The sequence below is a fragment of the Streptomyces sp. NRRL F-2580 genome, from assembly GCF_000720115.1.
GTDB lineage: Bacteria > Actinomycetota > Actinomycetes > Streptomycetales > Streptomycetaceae > Streptomyces.
This window is the reverse complement of record NZ_JOIR01000009.1, coordinates 65,412-81,661: the sequence shown is the minus strand read 5'-3', so window position 1 is coordinate 81,661 and position 16,250 is coordinate 65,412. Positions and strand designations below refer to the sequence as shown.

At 70.8% G+C, this 16,250-nt stretch carries 16 protein-coding genes; 8 read left to right on the top strand and 8 right to left on the bottom strand.

Annotated features, from left to right (window positions below):
* Positions 1-169 precede the first annotated feature (169 nt).
* The 4 genes from IF88_RS0111245 (at position 170) to IF88_RS0111230 (ending at position 4,963) form a co-directional block, all read left to right on the top strand.
* Complete coding sequence (locus IF88_RS0111245; RefSeq protein WP_030709886.1) at positions 170-1,453, top strand: extracellular solute-binding protein; 1,284 nt, start codon at positions 170-172, stop codon at positions 1,451-1,453.
* Between the two features lie 125 nt (positions 1,454-1,578).
* Positions 1,579-2,598, top strand: coding sequence for a carbohydrate ABC transporter permease (locus tag IF88_RS0111240; protein ID WP_030709884.1), 1,020 nt, complete (start codon positions 1,579-1,581; stop codon positions 2,596-2,598).
* On the top strand, positions 2,595-3,473 hold the full coding sequence (locus IF88_RS0111235) for a carbohydrate ABC transporter permease (protein ID WP_078892838.1): 879 nt from the start codon (positions 2,595-2,597) through the stop codon (positions 3,471-3,473). The genes IF88_RS0111240 and IF88_RS0111235 overlap by 4 nt, the downstream gene beginning before the upstream one ends.
* An 8-nt stretch (positions 3,474-3,481) precedes the next feature.
* Positions 3,482-4,963: a glycoside hydrolase family 3 protein gene (locus IF88_RS0111230; RefSeq protein ID WP_030709880.1), complete on the top strand. Its 1,482-nt coding sequence runs from the start codon at positions 3,482-3,484 to the stop codon at positions 4,961-4,963.
* A gap of 170 nt (positions 4,964-5,133) precedes the next feature.
* On the opposite strand, the gene nagB is transcribed toward IF88_RS0111230, so the two are convergent.
* Together nagB and IF88_RS0111220 are read right to left on the bottom strand one after the other, a co-directional pair.
* Positions 5,134-5,919 carry a glucosamine-6-phosphate deaminase gene (gene nagB, locus IF88_RS0111225; RefSeq protein WP_030709878.1) on the bottom strand — a complete coding sequence of 262 codons (786 nt, stop codon included), beginning with the start codon at positions 5,917-5,919 and terminating at the stop codon, positions 5,134-5,136.
* Between the two features lie 132 nt (positions 5,920-6,051).
* Positions 6,052-6,813, bottom strand: a complete 762-nt coding sequence (locus tag IF88_RS0111220; protein WP_030709876.1) for an SDR family oxidoreductase — start codon at positions 6,811-6,813, stop codon at positions 6,052-6,054.
* Positions 6,814-6,897: 84 nt separating this feature from the next.
* Between IF88_RS0111220 and IF88_RS0111215 the strand changes: the two genes are divergently transcribed.
* Both IF88_RS0111215 and IF88_RS0111210 read left to right on the top strand, forming a co-directional pair.
* Positions 6,898-7,494 carry a TetR/AcrR family transcriptional regulator gene (locus IF88_RS0111215; RefSeq protein ID WP_030709874.1) on the top strand — a complete coding sequence of 199 codons (597 nt, stop codon included), beginning with the start codon at positions 6,898-6,900 and terminating at the stop codon, positions 7,492-7,494.
* Positions 7,495-7,888: 394 nt separating this feature from the next.
* Positions 7,889-9,358 (top strand): sensor histidine kinase, encoded by a 1,470-nt coding sequence (locus tag IF88_RS0111210; protein ID WP_030709869.1) that lies wholly within the window; start codon positions 7,889-7,891, stop codon positions 9,356-9,358.
* A 205-nt stretch (positions 9,359-9,563) separates the two neighbouring features.
* On the opposite strand, the gene IF88_RS0111205 is transcribed toward IF88_RS0111210, so the two are convergent.
* Both IF88_RS0111205 and IF88_RS0111200 read right to left on the bottom strand, forming a co-directional pair.
* The gene (locus IF88_RS0111205) at positions 9,564-9,821 is read right to left on the bottom strand and encodes a WhiB family transcriptional regulator (protein ID WP_003953983.1); all 258 of its coding nucleotides are present in this window, start codon (positions 9,819-9,821) and stop codon (positions 9,564-9,566) included.
* Between the two features lie 324 nt (positions 9,822-10,145).
* Entirely contained in the window at positions 10,146-11,111 is a 966-nt protein-coding gene (locus IF88_RS0111200; protein WP_030709867.1) for a diacylglycerol/lipid kinase family protein, read from the bottom strand.
* 84 nt (positions 11,112-11,195) lie between these two features.
* Here IF88_RS0111200 and IF88_RS0111195 point away from each other — a divergent pair, with 84 nt between their 5' ends.
* Positions 11,196-11,645, top strand: a complete 450-nt coding sequence (locus tag IF88_RS0111195; RefSeq protein WP_030709865.1) for a hypothetical protein — start codon at positions 11,196-11,198, stop codon at positions 11,643-11,645.
* Positions 11,646-11,666: 21 nt separating this feature from the next.
* Here the strand turns inward: IF88_RS0111195 and IF88_RS0111190 are convergent, their stop codons facing one another.
* From IF88_RS0111190 to IF88_RS43375, 3 genes are all read right to left on the bottom strand, one after another.
* Positions 11,667-12,665, bottom strand: coding sequence for an RNA polymerase sigma factor SigF (locus IF88_RS0111190; RefSeq protein WP_420710938.1), 999 nt, complete (start codon positions 12,663-12,665; stop codon positions 11,667-11,669).
* Positions 12,666-12,676: 11 nt separating this feature from the next.
* Positions 12,677-13,090 carry an anti-sigma regulatory factor gene (locus tag IF88_RS0111185; protein ID WP_030012703.1) on the bottom strand — a complete coding sequence of 138 codons (414 nt, stop codon included), beginning with the start codon at positions 13,088-13,090 and terminating at the stop codon, positions 12,677-12,679.
* A gap of 201 nt (positions 13,091-13,291) precedes the next feature.
* Positions 13,292-13,552, bottom strand: a complete 261-nt coding sequence (locus tag IF88_RS43375) for a UBP-type zinc finger domain-containing protein (protein ID WP_078892836.1) — start codon at positions 13,550-13,552, stop codon at positions 13,292-13,294.
* Between the two features lie 55 nt (positions 13,553-13,607).
* Between IF88_RS43375 and IF88_RS0111180 the strand changes: the two genes are divergently transcribed.
* On the top strand, positions 13,608-15,188 hold the full coding sequence (locus tag IF88_RS0111180; protein ID WP_030709861.1) for a Na+/H+ antiporter: 1,581 nt from the start codon (positions 13,608-13,610) through the stop codon (positions 15,186-15,188).
* A 65-nt stretch (positions 15,189-15,253) separates the two neighbouring features.
* Here the strand turns inward: IF88_RS0111180 and IF88_RS0111175 are convergent, their stop codons facing one another.
* Positions 15,254-16,162, bottom strand: coding sequence for a 1-aminocyclopropane-1-carboxylate deaminase/D-cysteine desulfhydrase (locus IF88_RS0111175; protein WP_030709859.1), 909 nt, complete (start codon positions 16,160-16,162; stop codon positions 15,254-15,256).
* Positions 16,163-16,250: the final 88 nt, after the last annotated feature.

The following is a 16,250-nucleotide window of genomic DNA, read 5'->3' as shown; positions in this document are numbered from 1 at the left end:
CGGACCCGGCACCCGCTCATTAGACCCTTGACACCCCTAAAGGTCTAGGCCAAGCTCCAGCTGCTGGTCTAAACCAATATGGATCAGATCCCGGCCCCACGGCAGTACTTCGCGTATGTCACCGCGGCGGGCGAGGGAAGTGCAGGCAGGCATCCCTGAGGAGGGTGGCGTGAAGCGCAAGCTCATCGCGGCGGTCAGTGTCGCGGGCATGATGGTCGGAGTCGCGGCGTGCGGCGACGGCGGCGACGACAAGGCGAAGACCGACGCGGGCGGCGCCAAGGAGATCACCGTCTGGGTGATGGACGGCTCCGCGCCCAAGGCCTGGATCGACGAGGTCAACAAGGAGTTCTCGGCCAAGCACCCCGGTGTCACGGTCAAGGTCGAAGAGCAGAAGTGGACCGGCATCCAGGAGAAGGTCACCACGGCCCTCTCCGAGAACAACCCGCCGGACGTCCTGGAGCTCGGCAACACCCAGACCGCCGGCTACGCGGTCACGGGCGGCCTCGCCGACCTGACGAAGGACAAGGCCAAGCTCGGCGCCGACGCCTGGCAGAAGAGCATGCTCGCCTCGGCCGAGATCGACGGCAAGCTCTACTCCGCCCCGTGGTACGCCGCCAACCGCGTCGTCATCTACGACAAGAAGGCCTACGAGAAGGCCGGCGTCACCCCGCCGAAGACCCGCGACGAGTGGATCGCCGGTCTGGAGAAGCTGAAGGCGGCCGACCCGGCCTCGCAGCCGATCTACCTGCCCGGCCAGAGCTGGTACGTCCTCGCGGGCTTCGTCTGGGACGAGGGCGGCGACCTCGCCGTCAAGGACGGCGCCAAGTGGAAGGGCGGACTCGGCACGCCGCAAGCCGCTTCCGCCGTGGAGTTCTACAAGAAGCTCCAGTCCTTCTCCACCGCCCCCAAGGACAAGGACGAGGCCAACCCGCAGCAGTCCACCGACATCGTTCCCAAGGGTGGCGTCGCCTCCTGGATCGGTCTCGGCTGGGAGGCCGGCGGCGCCGAGAAGGCCCTGAAGGACGCGGGCAAGGAGGCCGACTTCGGCTACTTCCCGATCCCGGGCAAGACCGCGGACAAGACCAGCACCGTCTTCCTCGGCGGCTCGAACCTCGCGATCGCCGAGCGCTCCAAGAACAAGGAGCTCGCCAAGGAGTGGCTGGCCCTCGCCGCAGGCAAGGACCAGATGACCAAGTACGCCGCCGAGACCAAGGGCGCGCTGCTGCCGAACCAGGCCGGGGCGAACTTCACCCCGGCCGCCGGCTCCTTCGCCGAGGCCATGGGCAAGGCCGGCGTCAACGGCAAGATCACTCCGGTCACCGCGGGCTGGGCGAACGTCGAGACCGAGCCGAACCCCATCAAGGAGTTCATGACCAAGGTCCTGAACGGTGAGGACGCCGCCAAGGCGGGCGCGGACGCGGACAAGGAAATCGCGAACCGCATCAACAAGTAGTCCCACCCCGCAGTTCACGCACCACCCAGCAGTGTGAGCGCACTGGGGGCACGGCAGGCGCCAGGCCGCCGCCGTGCCCCCCGTCGCGCATTTGACTCCACAGTCAACCGCGAGGAAGCCACGCCATGACCGTGCACTCCCAGGGAGCGATGACCGACGCTCCACAGGACGCACCACAGAAGTCCGCCGGACGGCCCGAGAAGTCCGCGTCCCCGACCGGTCCCGGTCCCAAGTCTCCTCGCGGGGGCAGAAAGTCGCTCCCCTCGGGGTGGCTGCCCTACCTGCTGGTCGGGCCCGCGGTGCTCGCCCTCGCGACACTGCTGCTGTACCCGCTGATCAAGAACGTGATCCTGTCCTTCCAGGACATCAACAAGATCGAGTTCATCCAGCGGAAGTACCCCTTCGCGGGATTCTCCAACTACACCGAGCTGATCGGCGACGCGGACTTCTGGACCGTCGTCGTCCGCAGCTTCGCCTTCACCGCCGCCAACGTCGTGCTGATCATGGTGCTCGGCAGCCTCATCGGCATCCTGCTGAACCGGCTCGGCAAGAAGATGCGCCTGGTCCTCTCGATGGCGCTGGTGATGGCCTGGGCCATGCCCATCGTGGCCTCCGTGCAGGTCTTCAAGTGGCTCTTCGACGAGCAGTTCGGCGTCATGAACTGGGTGATGCGCACCGCCGGCTTCGCCGGCTACGAGCAGCACAACTGGATGCAGACCGGCCTCTCGACCCTGACGATCGTCACCGTCCTGGTGGTCTGGGGCTCCATCCCCTTCGTCGCCCTCAACATGTACGCCGGACTGACCACGGTCGGGGCCGAGCTGTACGAGGCCGCCCGGATGGACGGCGCCAACGGCTGGCAGACCTTCTGGAAGATCGTCTTCCCGAACCTCAAGCCGTTCTTCCTCATCACCACGTTCCTTGAGGTGATCTGGGTGTTCAAGGCCTTCACCCAGGTCTACGCCATGAACAAGGGCGGCCCCGACCGCGGCTCCGAGATCCTCCCAGTCTTCGCCTACGTCGAGGGCCAGAGCCAGGCCCACTACGGCCTCGCCGCCGCGATCTCCGTCCTGACGATCCTGATCCTCGTGGTCGTCATGTCCTTCTACTTCCGCCTGATCCTGAAGCAGGAGGAGGAGCAGTGAGCAGCCCCACCACCACCGCGCCGAAGCCCGCGCAGCAGCTCCGCAAGCGCCGGCCGGTCCGCCCCGCCGCCGTGGCCAAGAACCTCGGCGCGCTCCTCCTCGCCCTGGTCTTCGTCTTCCCCGTGTACTGGATGTTCTCCTCGGCCCTCAAGCCGTCGAGCCAGATGCTCACCAAGGACCCGGTCTTCGTCTTCACCCCGACGCTCGACAACTTCAGCAAGGCCACCGGGGTCTCCAACTTCTGGACGTACGTCACCAACAGCGTCCTGGTCACCGTCGGCGCCGTCGCGCTGGCCCTGCTCGTCGCCCTCGCCGCGAGCTTCGCCATCGCCCGCATGAGGTTCAAGGGCCGCAAGGGCCTCGTCCTCACCGTGATGATGGCCCAGATGGCCCCCTGGGAGGTCATGGTCATCGCGATGTACATGATCGCCCGCGACGGCGAGATGCTGAACAGCCTCCCGCTGCTCACCGCGATCTACTTCGTGATGATCCTCCCCTTCACCATCTGGACCCTGCGCGGCTTCATCGCCGCCGTCCCGGTGACCCTGGAGGAGGCCGCCCAGATCGACGGCTGCACCCGCGGCCAGGCCTTCCGCAAGGTGATCTTCCCGCTGCTGGCCCCCGGCCTGATGTCCACCTCGCTCTTCGGCTTCATCACGGCCTGGAACGAGTTCGCCATGGTCCTGATCCTGAACAAGGACAAGAGCGCGCAGACCCTGCCGCTGTGGCTGACCGAGTTCATGTCGGCGTTCGGCAACGACTGGGGCGCCACCATGGCCGCGTCCTCGCTCTTCGCGGTCCCGGTCCTGCTCATCTTCATCTTCCTCCAGCGCAAGGCAGTCGGCGGGATGACCGCCGGCGCCGTGAAGGGATAACGGCCGCCATGACTGTCCTTGCGCACCAGACCGACACGCTCACCCGGGACGCCCTCGCGGTCCTCCAGCCCGGCTTCGAGGGCACCACCGCCCCCGCCTGGCTGCTCCGCCGGGTCGGCGAAGGCCTCACCGCCGTCGGCCTGTTCGGCCGCAACATCGCCTCGCCCGAGCAGCTCGCCGCGCTGACCGCACAGCTGCGCGCCGAACGGGACGACGTCCTGGTCGCCATCGACGAGGAGGGCGGCGACGTCACCCGCCTGGAGGTCCGCGGCGGCTCGTCCTTCCCCGGCAACCTGGCCCTCGGCGCCGTCGACGACACCGGCCTCACCCGGGACGTCGCCCGCGAGCTGGGCCGCCGCCTCGCCGAGTGCGGGGTCAACCTCAACTGGGCCCCGTCCGCGGACGTCAACTCCAACCCGGACAACCCCGTCATCGGCGTACGGTCCTTCGGCGCCGACACCCACCTCGCCGCCCGGCACACCGCCGCCTACGTCGAGGGCCTCCAGGCCTCCGGCGTCGCCGCGTGCACCAAGCACTTCCCGGGCCACGGCGACACCAGCGTCGACTCGCACCACGCCCTGCCGCGCATCGACGTGGACCTGGACACCCTCCAGGCCCGCGAGCTGATCCCCTTCAAGGCGGCCATCGAGGCCGGCACCAAGGCCGTGATGAGCGCGCACATCCTGGTGCCCGCCCTCGACCCGACCCGCCCGGCCACGCTCAGCCCACAGATCCTGACCGGCCTGCTGCGCAAGGAGCTCGGCTACGAGGGCCTCATCGTCACCGACGGCATGGAGATGAACGCCATCGCCGGGACGTACGGGATCGAGCGCGGCTCGGTCCTCGCCATCGCGGCGGGCGCCGACGCCATCTGTGTCGGCGGCGGACTCGCCGACGAGGCCACGGTCCTGCGGCTGCGCGACGCGCTGGTCGCGGCCGTACGCGAGGGCACGCTCCCCGAGGAGCGCCTCGCCGACGCCGCCGCCCGCGTCCGCGAGCTCGCCGCGTGGACCTGCCGGGCCCGGCCGGACGCGCGGCCGGAGGGGAGCCGCGCGTCCGGCATCGGGCTGACGGCGGCCCGCCGCGCCCTCGCCGTCACCGGCGCGCCGCGGCCGCTCTCCGCCCCGTACGTGGCGACGCTGACCCCGGTCGCGAACATCGCGGTGGGCGACGAGACGCCGTGGGGCGTGGCCGAGGAGCTGGCCGCGCTGGTCCCCGCGACAGCCTCGGGCCGCTACCCGGAGGGAGCCCCGGCGGAGGCCATCCTGGCGGCGGCGGGGGACCGCACGGTGGTCGTGGTGGTCCGGGACGCGCACCGGCACCCGTGGATGGAGCGGGCCGTGGAAGCGCTGGTCGCCGCGCGGCCGGACACGGTGGTGGTGGAGATGGGCCTCCCGATGGCCGCGCCGCGGGGCTCGGTGTACATCGCCACGCATGGCGCGTCCCGCGTCTGCGGCCGAGCCGCGGCGGAAGTCATCGCGGGGGCGTAGCGGCCCCCCCCCCCCCTCAAAACCCGGCGCGGCTCAAATCCAGCCCCGCCGGCGGTTGAGGCGCGGGTGCGGGCAGCGCCCGGAAGGCCCCGCGCAGCGGCTCCGCACCCGCACACGTCGAAGGGCCTGGCCCCCAGGGGAGGTCCAGACCCTTCGGCGTGCCGGTGCGGCTACAGGCCCTGCCAGGCAGGCTTGTTGGCGTACGTGTGCCGGAAGTAGTCCGCCAGCTTCAGCTTCGACGCGGCGGCCTCGTCCACGACGACGGTCGCGTGCCGGTGCAACTGCAGCGCGGACGCCGGGACCAGCGCGGACAGCGGGCCCTCGACGGTCTGCGCGACCGCCTCGGCCTTGCCCTCGCCCGTGGCCAGGAGCACCAGGTGGCGGGCGTCGAGGATGGTGCCGATGCCCTGGGTGATGACGTGGTGCGGCACCTGGTCCAGGTCGTCGTCGAAGAAGCGCGCGTTGTCCACGCGGGTCTGCTCCGTCAGCGTCTTGATGCGGGTGCGGGAGGCGAGCGAGGAGCACGGTTCGTTGAAGCCGATGTGGCCGTCCGTGCCGATGCCGAGCAGCTGGAGGTCGACGCCGCCGGCCTCGGCGAGGGCCCGGTCGTACGCCTCGCACGCGCCGACTATGTCCTGCGCCGAGCCGTCGGGCCCCATGAAGGAGGCCTCGGACAGGCCGAGCGGCTCGACGACCTCGCGGAGTACGACGGCGCGGTAGGACTCGGGATGCCCGGCCGGCAGGCCGACGTACTCGTCGAGCTGGCAGATGCGGGCCCGGGAGGCGTCGACCTGACCGGCCTTGACCTTGGCGGCGAGGGCTTCGTAGATGGGCAGCGGGGTAGAGCCGGTCGCCACGCCGAGCAGGGCGTCGGGCTTGCGCCGCACCAGGGCGGCCATGGCCTCCGCGATGAGCTCGCCGCCTGCCTTGGCGTCCGGGACGATGACAACTTCCACGCGGGGCCTGCCGATCTGGAGTGGGTGGTGTGGTATAGACCAATCTAGCAGAGGCCGGCGCCCGTGGCGGGGGTCTCGTCGTTATCCATCGTGATCCGGATCCCGGTCCCGGGCCCGTCGACGAGACGCCTCCTAGACCAGCGAGAGCTGGAGCCCGCCCGTCGCGTCCAGGTGCTGGCCCGTGACCCAGCGGGAGTCCGCCGAGGCCAGGAACGCCACCACGTCCGCGACCTCCTCCGCCGTGCCCACCCGGTGGAAGACCGAGCGGGCGGCCAGGTGGGCCCGGGTCCCCGCGTCCGCGAGCAGGCCCGCGTTCAGGTCCGTCTCGATGATTCCGGGGCCCACCGAGTTCACGGTGATCCCGCGCGGGGCCAGCTCGGCGGCGAGGGAGCGGGTCATCGCGTTCGCCGCGCCCTTCGCCATGACCGTCGCCAGGATCGCCGGCAGGGCGATCTCCGGCGTACCGGTCACGTTCACGATCCGGCCCCCGTCCCGCAGCCGCGCCAGCCCGTGCTTGATCACGAAGAAGGGCGCCTTCGCGTTGAGGGCGTGCGCCCGGTCGTACGTGTCCTCGTCCGTCCCCTCGATCCCCGCGAAGGTCGCCCCGCCCGCGTTGTTGACCAGGATGTCCACGCCCGCGGTGTGCGCGGGATGGGCCTCGTACGCCGCCCAGAGCGCCAGGGCGTCCCCGGGGACCCCGAGCTCGGCCCCGATCGCGAAGGCGCGCCCGGCGGCCGCCTCGATGCCCGCCACCGTCTCCATCGCCGCCGCCTCGTTGTGCCCGTAGTGCACCGCGACCAGCGCCCCGTCCCTGGCCAGCCGCTCGGCCACGGCCCGTCCGATGCCCCGGCTGCCGCCCGTGACCAGTGCCGTCTTCCCCTTGAGCACGCCCATGACGCGCCCCCCTCCGTAATCGCTAGTGATCGCTACAGAAAGGGACCGTACCAGATTCCTTAGCGCCCGCTATAGAATGTGGGCATGGTGACCGGACAGCGCGGCAGACCCCGTTCCTTCGACCGCGACGCCGCCCTCGACAAGGCGATGACCGCCTTCTGGGAGCGCGGCTACGAGGCGACCTCCATCTCCGACCTGACCGCCCTGCTCGGCATCAGCGCGCCCAGCCTCTACGCGGCCTTCGGTGACAAGCGCAGGCTCTTCGACGAGGTCGTGACCGTGTACGGCGGCCGGTACGGGGACTTCGCGAGCGTGGCGCTGGCCGAGGAGCCCACTGCCCGGGCAGCCGTCGAGCGCATCCTGCGCGAGGCGGCGGAGGTGTACACCGACCCGGCCCACCCGCGCGGCTGCCTGGTGATCAGCGCCGCGATCAACACCACCTCGGACGAGGTGGCGGCGGCCCTGCGCGAGCGGCGCAATGCCAACCTGGAGATGTTCGAGAGCCGGATCCGGGCCGACATGGCCACCGGCGCGCTGCCCGCGGACACGGACGCGCGGGCGCTGGCCCGGTTCGCCGGGGCGGTGCTTCAGGGGATGTCCCAGCAGTCGCGCGACGGGGCGGGGCGGGAGGAGCTGGAGGCGGTCGCGGCGCGGGCCCTGCTGGCCTGGCCGCCGGCGTAGTCGCCGATCGGGCGTCCGACCCGGAAACAGGCCCGGAGAACGGGCCCGAAAATTCCTCTGGGCCACGGTGCAGGACGGGACCCTCAACCCGTCCGGCACCGTAGCCCGGAGTACTTACGGCCGACAGGTGTGCGGTTCCCGACGGCCGGTGGGAGGTGCCTGCGCGGTCAGGGCAGAGCGCGCGGCTTACCTCGATCCGTCCTCCTGTGCGGGGAGGGCGGAAGCTTAGTCAATTGTGGACTAGACCATTCTGTTCTGTCCATCCAATGACGGGACGTGGAAACCCGTCGCTTCCTCCAACAGTACGCGGCCCGCGGCCTTCCTGGATACTCCTGAGTACCGTCGTGGGGAAAGTCATCACGCGTACCCGGGGTACGCTCGCAACGTGCCCTCCATGAACGACCTCGTACGCCAGCACACCGCTCTCAGTGAAACCGACCTGGAGTGGCTCCACCTGCTGGTCTCGGAGTGGCAACTGCTCTCCGACCTGTCCTTCGCCGACCTCGTGCTGTGGGTGCCCACCCTCGACGGCACGCGGTACGTATCGGTCGCCCAGATGCGCCCCAACACCGGCCCCACCTCGTACCAGGACGACATGGTCGGCCACCTCGTCCCGCGCGGCCGCCGCCCGCTCCTGGACGCCGCGCTCGACGAGGGCCGGATCGTGCGCGAGGGCGACCCGGAGTGGCGCGAGGAGGTGCCGGTCCGCGTCGAGTCGATCCCCGTCCGCCGCGAGGGACGGGTACTGGGAGTGATCGCCCGCAACACCAACCTGCTCACCGTGCGTACACCGAGCCGGCTGGAGCTGACCTACCTCCAGTCCGCCTCCGACCTGGCCCAGATGATCGCCGCGGGCTCCTTCCCGTTCCCGGGCCAGCAGGTCGACATGGACGCCTCCCCGCGCGTCGGGGACGGCCTGATCCGGCTCGACGCCGACGGCGTGGTCACCTACGCGTCCCCGAACGCGCTCTCCGCCTACCACCGGCTCGGCCTCGCCTCCGACCTGGTCGGGCAGCACCTTGGCAACACCACCGCCGAACTCGCCCCCTCCCGCGGTCCGGTGGACGAGGCCCTGGTCAAACTCGCCAGCGGCTGGGCCCCCAGGGAGACCGAGATCGAGGGGAACGGCGGGGTCATCCAGCTGCGCGCGATCCCGCTCAAGCCGAAGGGGACGCGGATCGGCTCCCTGGTGCTCTGCCGCGACGTCACCGAACTGCGCCGTCGCGAACGTGAACTCATCACCAAGGACGCGACCATCCGGGAGATCCACCACCGGGTGAAGAACAACCTCCAGACGGTTGCCGCCCTCCTGCGGCTCCAAGCCCGCCGAATGGATTCTCCGCAGGGCCGCGAGGCGCTCAACGAGGCCGTGCGCCGCGTCGGTTCGATCGCGATCGTGCACGAGACGCTGTCTCAGAACCTTGACGAGCGGGTCGAGTTCGACGAGATCGCCGACCGCGTGATCGCGATGGTCTCGGAGATCTCGCCGGGCAAGGTCGACTGCCGACGCACCGGCCGGTTCGGGATCCTGGACGCGGAGGTCGCTACTCCGCTGTCGATGGTGCTGACCGAGATCCTGCAGAACGCCCTGGAGCACGCCTTCACCCAGGGCGAGCGGGGGACCGTGGAGGTGGCCGCGACGCGCACCGGGAGCGGCCGCACCGACGGGCGGCTGCTGATCACCGTGCTCGACGACGGCAGCGGTCTGCCCGAGGGATTCGATCCCCAGCGGGCCGGCAACCTCGGGCTGCAGATCGTACGGACCCTCGTGGAGGGGGAGCTCGGCGGAACGTTCGACATGGTCCGGTCGCAGCCGCGCGGGACCAAGGTCGTCCTCGACCTGCCGTCGAGCCCGCAAAAGTAGCCGTAGCGGTAACGCTGCGTCACACCGGGTGACGTGCGGCCAACGGCAGGAACATCACTCGGTGTGACCGGAAAAGCACTGAGCCCCGGACCTGGGGCCCCTCCCGGCGGTAGCTGGGGGAGGTGATCGGTCCGGGGCTCGAGAGCACGTTGCTGAGCGCTTGTTCGGGTACTACGCGCTGCGCGTCGAGGCTCGAAAGTCGTTGTCAGGCGCTGGCGTTGCGCGCCCGGTTGCGAGCGGCGCGGCGCTTCATCGCGCGGCGCTCGTCCTCGCTGAGACCGCCCCAGACGCCGGAGTCCTGACCGGACTCGAGCGCCCACTGCAGGCACTGCTCCATGACGGGGCAACGGCGGCAGACGGCCTTGGCTTCCTCGATCTGCAGCAGCGCAGGACCGGTGTTGCCGATGGGGAAGAAGAGTTCCGGGTCTTCCTCGCGGCAAACGGCGTTGTGACGCCAGTCCATGGCTGCTCCATCTCCTTGTATTGCGGGCACTTTGCTTGTGAATGTGAACGCTTTCACGAATCCCCCCGTGAGGGAAGGGCGACCGCCCGGTTTCACGCGGGTGATCAGTCAGAGATTCGTGGAGGGGTTCTGGCGATCTGTGTGGGTGCCGGGTTGTGCGGGCTGTCCCGATCGCCATGAAGAGATTCGCAAACCTCGGACGGGGATACAACCCCTTCCGGAAAGTTTTTTTTGATTCGTCGGTGTCTACTAGGTCACAGCCCTACATCGTGAGGGTGGACCGGCGTGTAAACGTTCGAGTGAAAGGCCTTCTGGCCCTTCCGCTCACACAATCACACGCAGTGCACGGCGTACGCCTGTGAACCGAACGCTGGTCCGCAGTCCGAGGTGGTCTCCGTCCATCTGGAACGGAAGGGGAACCTTCGAATGCAAGGTGAAGTCGGTCAGATCGTGCAGAGACACCGCGTGCTTGCCGTGCGGACCCCGCTCAGGAGTGGAGGTCAGGAGCTGTGTCGCGTAGCGCGCGACGGCCGGAGTTGACAAACGGTCGAGCGCCAATACGTCAAGTGCGGTATCGAACGACGCCTCCGGAGAGGCATAAAGCGGACGATTGCCCAGATACGTCCAAGGTGACGTGTTGCACACTATCGACAGCACCAGATCCGTCACCGGATCCGCGCCCGGGCGCTCCAGCGTCACCGTGCCGTGCCGCCGGTTCGGCTCCTCCCAGAACTGGCGCATCAGCTGTCGTACATACAGGGCGTGCGTCGAACGCTTGCCGCGCTCCCGCTGCTGCTCGACCCGCCCCACCACTCCCGCGTCGAAGCCGAAGCCCGCGCAGAAGGTGAACCAGCGCGCCGGGACCGACTCGTCCTCCGTGCCCGGGGTGCCGGCCGCGAGACCCAGGCCGACAATCCGCTCCCGCTGCTCGCGCAGCGCGTCCAGCAGGGCGCCGGTCGCCTCGACCGCGTCGTTGGGCAGCCCCAGGGCGCGCGCGAAGACATTGGTGGATCCGCCGGGCACCACGGCCAGCCGGGGCAGCCGGTCCGGATCGGGCCCGTCGTGCAGGAGTCCGTTGACCACTTCGTTGACCGTGCCGTCGCCGCCGAGCGCGACGACGAGGTCGAGCCCCTGGTGCGCGGCCTTGCGTCCCAGGTCCCGGGCGTGCCCGCGGTACTCGGTGGTCACCGCCTCCAGCTTCATCTCGCTGGCCAGGGCATGGGTCAGGACGTCACGCGTGCGCGCACTGGTGGTCGTCGCTGCTGGGTTGGCCACGAGAAGTGCACGCATGAGCGCCAGACTACCCACCCCTTCTCGTGCCGACCCTACTGCCCGTCCCCTCCGGGGTCCGGGGCCCGCCGCTACCCTGCTGGAGTGAGTAAGAAGCAGCCTGCGCAGGCCCCCGCCCCCACCGTCGCACCGCCCGCCGGGCTGCCCGGCCGGCTGACCGCCGCCGCCGCGCTCACCGCGCTGGAGGGTCTGGCACTGGCCGGCCTCGGCGTCTACATGCTGTTCGTCGGCATCGCCGGCGACCCCGACTCCCCGCAGCAGGCCGAGACGGGCGGGATCACCCTGCTCGCCCTCGCCGCGCTGCCGCTGATCGCGGCCCGCGGGCTGCGCCTGGGCCGCCGCTGGAGCCGCGGCCCGGCGCTGATCACCCAGCTGATGGCGCTGCCGGTGGCCTGGACCCTCTACAGCACCGGCGGCGCGATGATCGCCGCCGCGGTGGCCCTGGCCGTGGCCGCGGTGGCCGTCGTCGCACTCCTGGTGAACCCGACGGCGACCGAGGCACTCGGTATCGGGCCCGGCGAGCAGGCCCGATAACCGGACGTCCGGCGCCTGGTCCTACTCCTCCACCAGCAGCTTGTCGCGGAGCTGGGCCAGGGTGCGGGCCAGCAGCCGGGAGACGTGCATCTGGGAGATGCCGACCTCCTGGGCGATCTGCGACTGGGTCATGTTGCCGAAGAAGCGAAGCAGCAGGATCCGCTTCTCCCGCGGAGGCAGCCCCTCCAGCAGCGGCTTGAGGGACTCGCGGTACTCGACGCCCTCCAGCGCCTCGTCCTCCGCGCCCAGGGTGTCCGCGACCGCCGGCGACTCGTCGTCGGTGTCCGGGACGTCCAGCGAGAGCGTGCTGTAGGCATTGGCCGATTCCAGCCCCTCCAGCACCTCCTCCTCGGAGATCCCCAGCCGTTCGGCCAGTTCGTGCACCGTGGGGGAGCGGCCGTGCTGCTGGGAGAGCTCGGCCGTGGCCGTCGTCAGCGAGAGCCGCAGCTCCTGCAGCCGCCGGGGCACCCGAACCGCCCAGCCCTTGTCACGGAAGTGGCGCTTGATCTCGCCGACCACCGTGGGGGTGGCGTACGTGGAGAACTCGACCCCGCGGTCGGGGTCGAACCGGTCCACCGATTTGATGAGGCCGATCGTGGCGACCTGGGTCAGGTCGTCCAGCGGCTCACCGCGGTTGCGGAAGCGCCTGGCCAGGTGTTCGACCAGCGGCAGGTGCATTCGTACGAGCCGGTTGCGCAGCTCCGCCTTCTCCGTCGAGCCGTCGGGCAGCGCCCGCAGCTCGATGAAGAGGGCCCGCGCGCCGCTGCGGTCGCGCGGATCCGGCAGCGCCGGGGTCACCGGGAACACCGGAGCCGCCGGCGCCACGGGGGCCGCGGCCGCCGGTGGCTGTGGTTGGTCGTGCTGGTTCTCGCTCATAGGGCCCGCCCGTCGCTCCGCCGAGTCCAAAAAGCCGTCTTCCGCATCCGCGTCAGCCGGGTGCGGCCGGGCGTGCTGCTGCTCCGGGATGCCGCCGTCGACCTCGTGCCGTACCCGGGGCCGATCCCCGCCCCGCACCGGGATCTCCCCGCCGCTCACGCCGGGCCTGGCCCCGCGCCGCGCTGTTTGTAGAGGCTGATGCTCACCGTCCGGTTCTCCTCGACCGTGGCCTCGACCTTGCCGGCCAGTGCCGACAGGACCGTCCACGCGAACGTGTCACGCTCCGGTGCGCGTCCGTCGGTGGTGGGCGCCGAGACGGTCACCTCCAGCGAATCGTCGATCAGCCGGAACACGCAACTGAGGACGGAGCCGGGCACGGCCTGCTGGAGCAGGATCGCGCAGGCCTCGTCCACCGCGATGCGGAGGTCCTCGATCTCGTCGAGGGTGAAGTCCAAACGTGCTGCGAGACCGGCCGTGGCCGTGCGCAACACCGACAGGTAGGCACCCGCAGCGGGCAGCCGGACTTCCACGAAGTCCTGAGTCCCGGGCTCGCCTGCGATCTGGGACACCCTCACCTCCAAGGTGGTACGAGCTCTGTTCGCCGGTGACGCTATCGCGATCCGGGTGATCGTGTCGCGGCACCCCTCGTGGCGCCGCCTGGACACCCGCCTGCGGCCAGTGACTGATGGTAAGCCCATGGGTACGCACAGTGGCTAGGGGTCTGCGGGGCTCAAATCGGGGGAACCGGCGGAGGGTTGACCTACCCCGCCTCAGACGATCGAACCGTCGACAAAACACCATCGCCAGGTCTCGCCCGGTTCGAAGCTCCGCATGACCGGATGACCGGTCTCCTGGTGGTGTGCGGTGGCGTGCCGGTAGGGGGAAGAGTCGCAGCAGGCCACGTACCCGCACCCCAGGCACATCCGCAGCTGCACGGGATGGCTGCCGAGGGTCAGACATTCGGTACAGGTCTGCGCAGACGGGACCGGCTCGGGGCGCGGCAGTTCGGCAACGTGGGTGCACTCGCTCATGATGACCAGCGTAGGGCCGCGGTGCGGACACGCGACGGATGAGGGTGGATCTTCGATGGAGGTATTGCCGCTGGTGGGGCTTGTCGCGGGAAGCGCGGCCGTCGCGGGGCTGGCCCGCCGCACGCCCGTGCCCGCGCCCCTGCTGCTCGTCGCCGTGGGCCTGCTGGCCGGGTACCTCCCGGGCGTGCCCCCGTACACGCTCGACCCGCACATCGTACTGCCGCTGCTGCTGCCGCCCCTGCTCTACACGGCCGCCGTGGACAGCTCGTACCTGGACCTGCGGGCCAACATCCGGCCGATCGCGCTGCTGTCGGTGGGCTACGTGCTCTTCGCCACGCTCCTCGTCGGGTACGCGGCGTACCTGCTGGTGCCGGGGCTGTCCGTGCCGGTGGCCCTGGTGCTGGGCGCGGTGATCGCGCCGCCCGACGCGGTCGCCGCCACCGCGATCGCCCGCAAGCTCGGGCTGCCGAACCGGATGACGACCATCCTGCAGGGCGAGTCCCTGGTGAACGACGCCACCGCGATCACCGCCTACAAGGTGGCGCTGGCCGCCGCGGTCGGGGTGAGCGCCGGCTGGGCGGGCGGGATCGCGGAGTTCCTGCTGGCCTCGGTGGGCGGCGTGGGCGTCGGCCTGGTGCTGATGGTGCCGATCCACCACCTGCGCAAGCGGCTCAAGGAGCCGCTGCTCCAGAACACGCTCTCGCTGCTGATCCCCTTCGTGGCGTACGCGGCGGCCGAGCGCGTGCACGCCTCCGGAGTGCTGGCGGTGGTCGTGGTCGCGTTGTACCTCGGACACCGGAACTGGCAGGTCGACTTCGCCACCCGGCTCCAGGAGGAGGCGGTGTGGAAGGTGGTCGCCTTCGTGCTGGAGTCGGTGGTCTTCGCGCTGATCGGGCTCCAGCTGCCGGTGGTCCTGAAGGGGCTGGACGAGTACGAGGGCCTGCACGCGGCCTGGTACGCGGTCGCCGTGTTCCTCGTGGTGGTGGTGGCCCGGTTCCTGTGGGTGTTCCCGGCGACCTTCGTGCCGCGCTGGGCCTCCCAGCGGATCCGGTCGAGGGAGACGGACACCGACTGGAAGGCCCCGGTGATCGTGGGCTGGGCCGGGATGCGCGGAGTGGTCTCGCTGGCCATCGCCTTCTCGGTGCCGATCTCGGTGCCGCACCGGAACCTGATCCTCTTCCTGACCTTCACGACGGTCATCGGGACGCTGGTGGTGCAGGGGCTGACGCTGCCGCCGCTGATCAGGGCGCTGAAGCTGCCGCCGAAGGACGTGCAGGCCGAGACGCTCGCGGAGGCGCAGGCACAGAGCGAGGCCTCGCGGGCCGCGGACGAGCGGCTGGCGGAGCTGCTGGAGGAACCGGAGAACAGCACCCTGCCGCCGCCGCTGGCGGAGCGGCTGCGGACGGTGCTGGAACGGCGGCGCAACGCGGTGTGGGAACGGCTGGGGGAGGTCAACCCGCTGACGGGGGAGTCCGCGGACGACATCTACCGGCGGCTCGCGCGCGAGATGATCGCGGCGGAGCGGGAGGTCTTCGTCACGCTGCGGGACCGGCGGCGGATCGACGACGAGATGCTGCGGGTCCTGCTGCGCCGGCTGGACCTGGAGGAGGCGGCGGCGTACCGCGAGTCGACGTGACGACGTGACGACGTGACGGGGCGCGAGCGGGTGCCGGCCTGCCTCGGCTGAGCCGGAGCCCCAGGCTACGGGCGGCCGGTGATCACCGCGGCCAGGGTGGTGCCGCGGGGGAAGGCGCCGGAGGCCGTGAGGTCGGCCAGGGCCCAGAGCAGCTTGGCCACGTAGATCCGCTCCACCGCGAGGCCGTGACGGGACTCGAAGTCGGCGGCGAAGGCCTCCAGGGCGGCCGGGACGCGGGCGTAGCCGCCGTGGTGGAAGTCCTCGGCCAGGGACCAGTCGCCGGCCGGGCCACCGAAGGCGGCCCGCTGGAGGGAACGTATCTCCCCGTCGAGGAATCCGCCCGCCAGGACCGGTACGCCGAGCGCCCGCTGCCCCGGGGCCAGGCCGGCCGCCAGGCCCGCCAGGGTCCCGCCGGTGCCGCAGGCCACGGCCACCACGTCGGCCGCGCCCCACAGCTCGCGGCCGAGCCCGGCGCAGCCGTGCAGGGCGAGGGCGTTGCTGCCGCCCTCGGGGACCACGTACGCACCGCCCGCACCCGCCCCGTCCACCAGCCGCGCCAGTGCCCGCCGCTCCGCCTTGCCGCGGTACTCCGCACGGGAGACGAAGTGCAGCCGCATGCCGTCGGCCGCGCAGCGGGCGAGGGAGTCGTTCAGCGGCCGCCCGGCGAGCTCGTCGCCGCGCACGATGCCGACGGTCCGCAGGCCCAGCAGCCGCCCGGCGGCCGCGGTGGCCCGCAGGTGGTTCGAGTACGCCCCGCCGAAGGTGACCAGCGTGTCGTGCCCCGCCTCCACCGCGGCCCGCAGGTTCGGCGCGAGCTTGCGCCACTTGTTGCCCGGCAGCTCCGGATGGACGAGGTCGTCCCGCTTCAGCACCAGCCGTACGCCGTGCGCGGCGAACCGCTCGTCCGCCGCCTCGACGAGCGGGGACGGCGGTCGCGGCTCCAGGAGCACATCACGGTTCGCGGACTGGTTCACCCGTCCATTGTGGGGCGGCCGGCTCCGTGGTGCGGGAGGAGAGGGGTCCGGCGGGGGGTGAGAGGCTCTTCACGGGTCGCAGGGCATC

Bases quoted from the DNA above. Each gene is read 5' to 3' on its own strand.
- IF88_RS0111240 (WP_030709884.1), top strand. From the start codon at position 1,579: ATGACCGTGCACTCCCAGGGAGCGATGACCGACGCTCCACAGGACGCA.
- IF88_RS0111230 (WP_030709880.1), top strand. From the start codon at position 3,482: ATGACTGTCCTTGCGCACCAGACCGACACGCTCACCCGGGACGCCCTC.
- IF88_RS0111220 (WP_030709876.1), bottom strand. From the start codon at position 6,813: ATGGGCGTGCTCAAGGGGAAGACGGCACTGGTCACGGGCGGCAGCCGG.
- IF88_RS0111215 (WP_030709874.1), top strand. From the start codon at position 6,898: ATGGTGACCGGACAGCGCGGCAGACCCCGTTCCTTCGACCGCGACGCC.
- IF88_RS0111210 (WP_030709869.1), top strand. From the start codon at position 7,889: ATGAACGACCTCGTACGCCAGCACACCGCTCTCAGTGAAACCGACCTG.
- IF88_RS0111205 (WP_003953983.1), bottom strand. From the start codon at position 9,821: ATGGACTGGCGTCACAACGCCGTTTGCCGCGAGGAAGACCCGGAACTC.
- IF88_RS0111200 (WP_030709867.1), bottom strand. From the start codon at position 11,111: ATGCGTGCACTTCTCGTGGCCAACCCAGCAGCGACGACCACCAGTGCG.
- IF88_RS43375 (WP_078892836.1), bottom strand. From the start codon at position 13,552: ATGAGCGAGTGCACCCACGTTGCCGAACTGCCGCGCCCCGAGCCGGTC.
- IF88_RS0111180 (WP_030709861.1), top strand. From the start codon at position 13,608: ATGGAGGTATTGCCGCTGGTGGGGCTTGTCGCGGGAAGCGCGGCCGTC.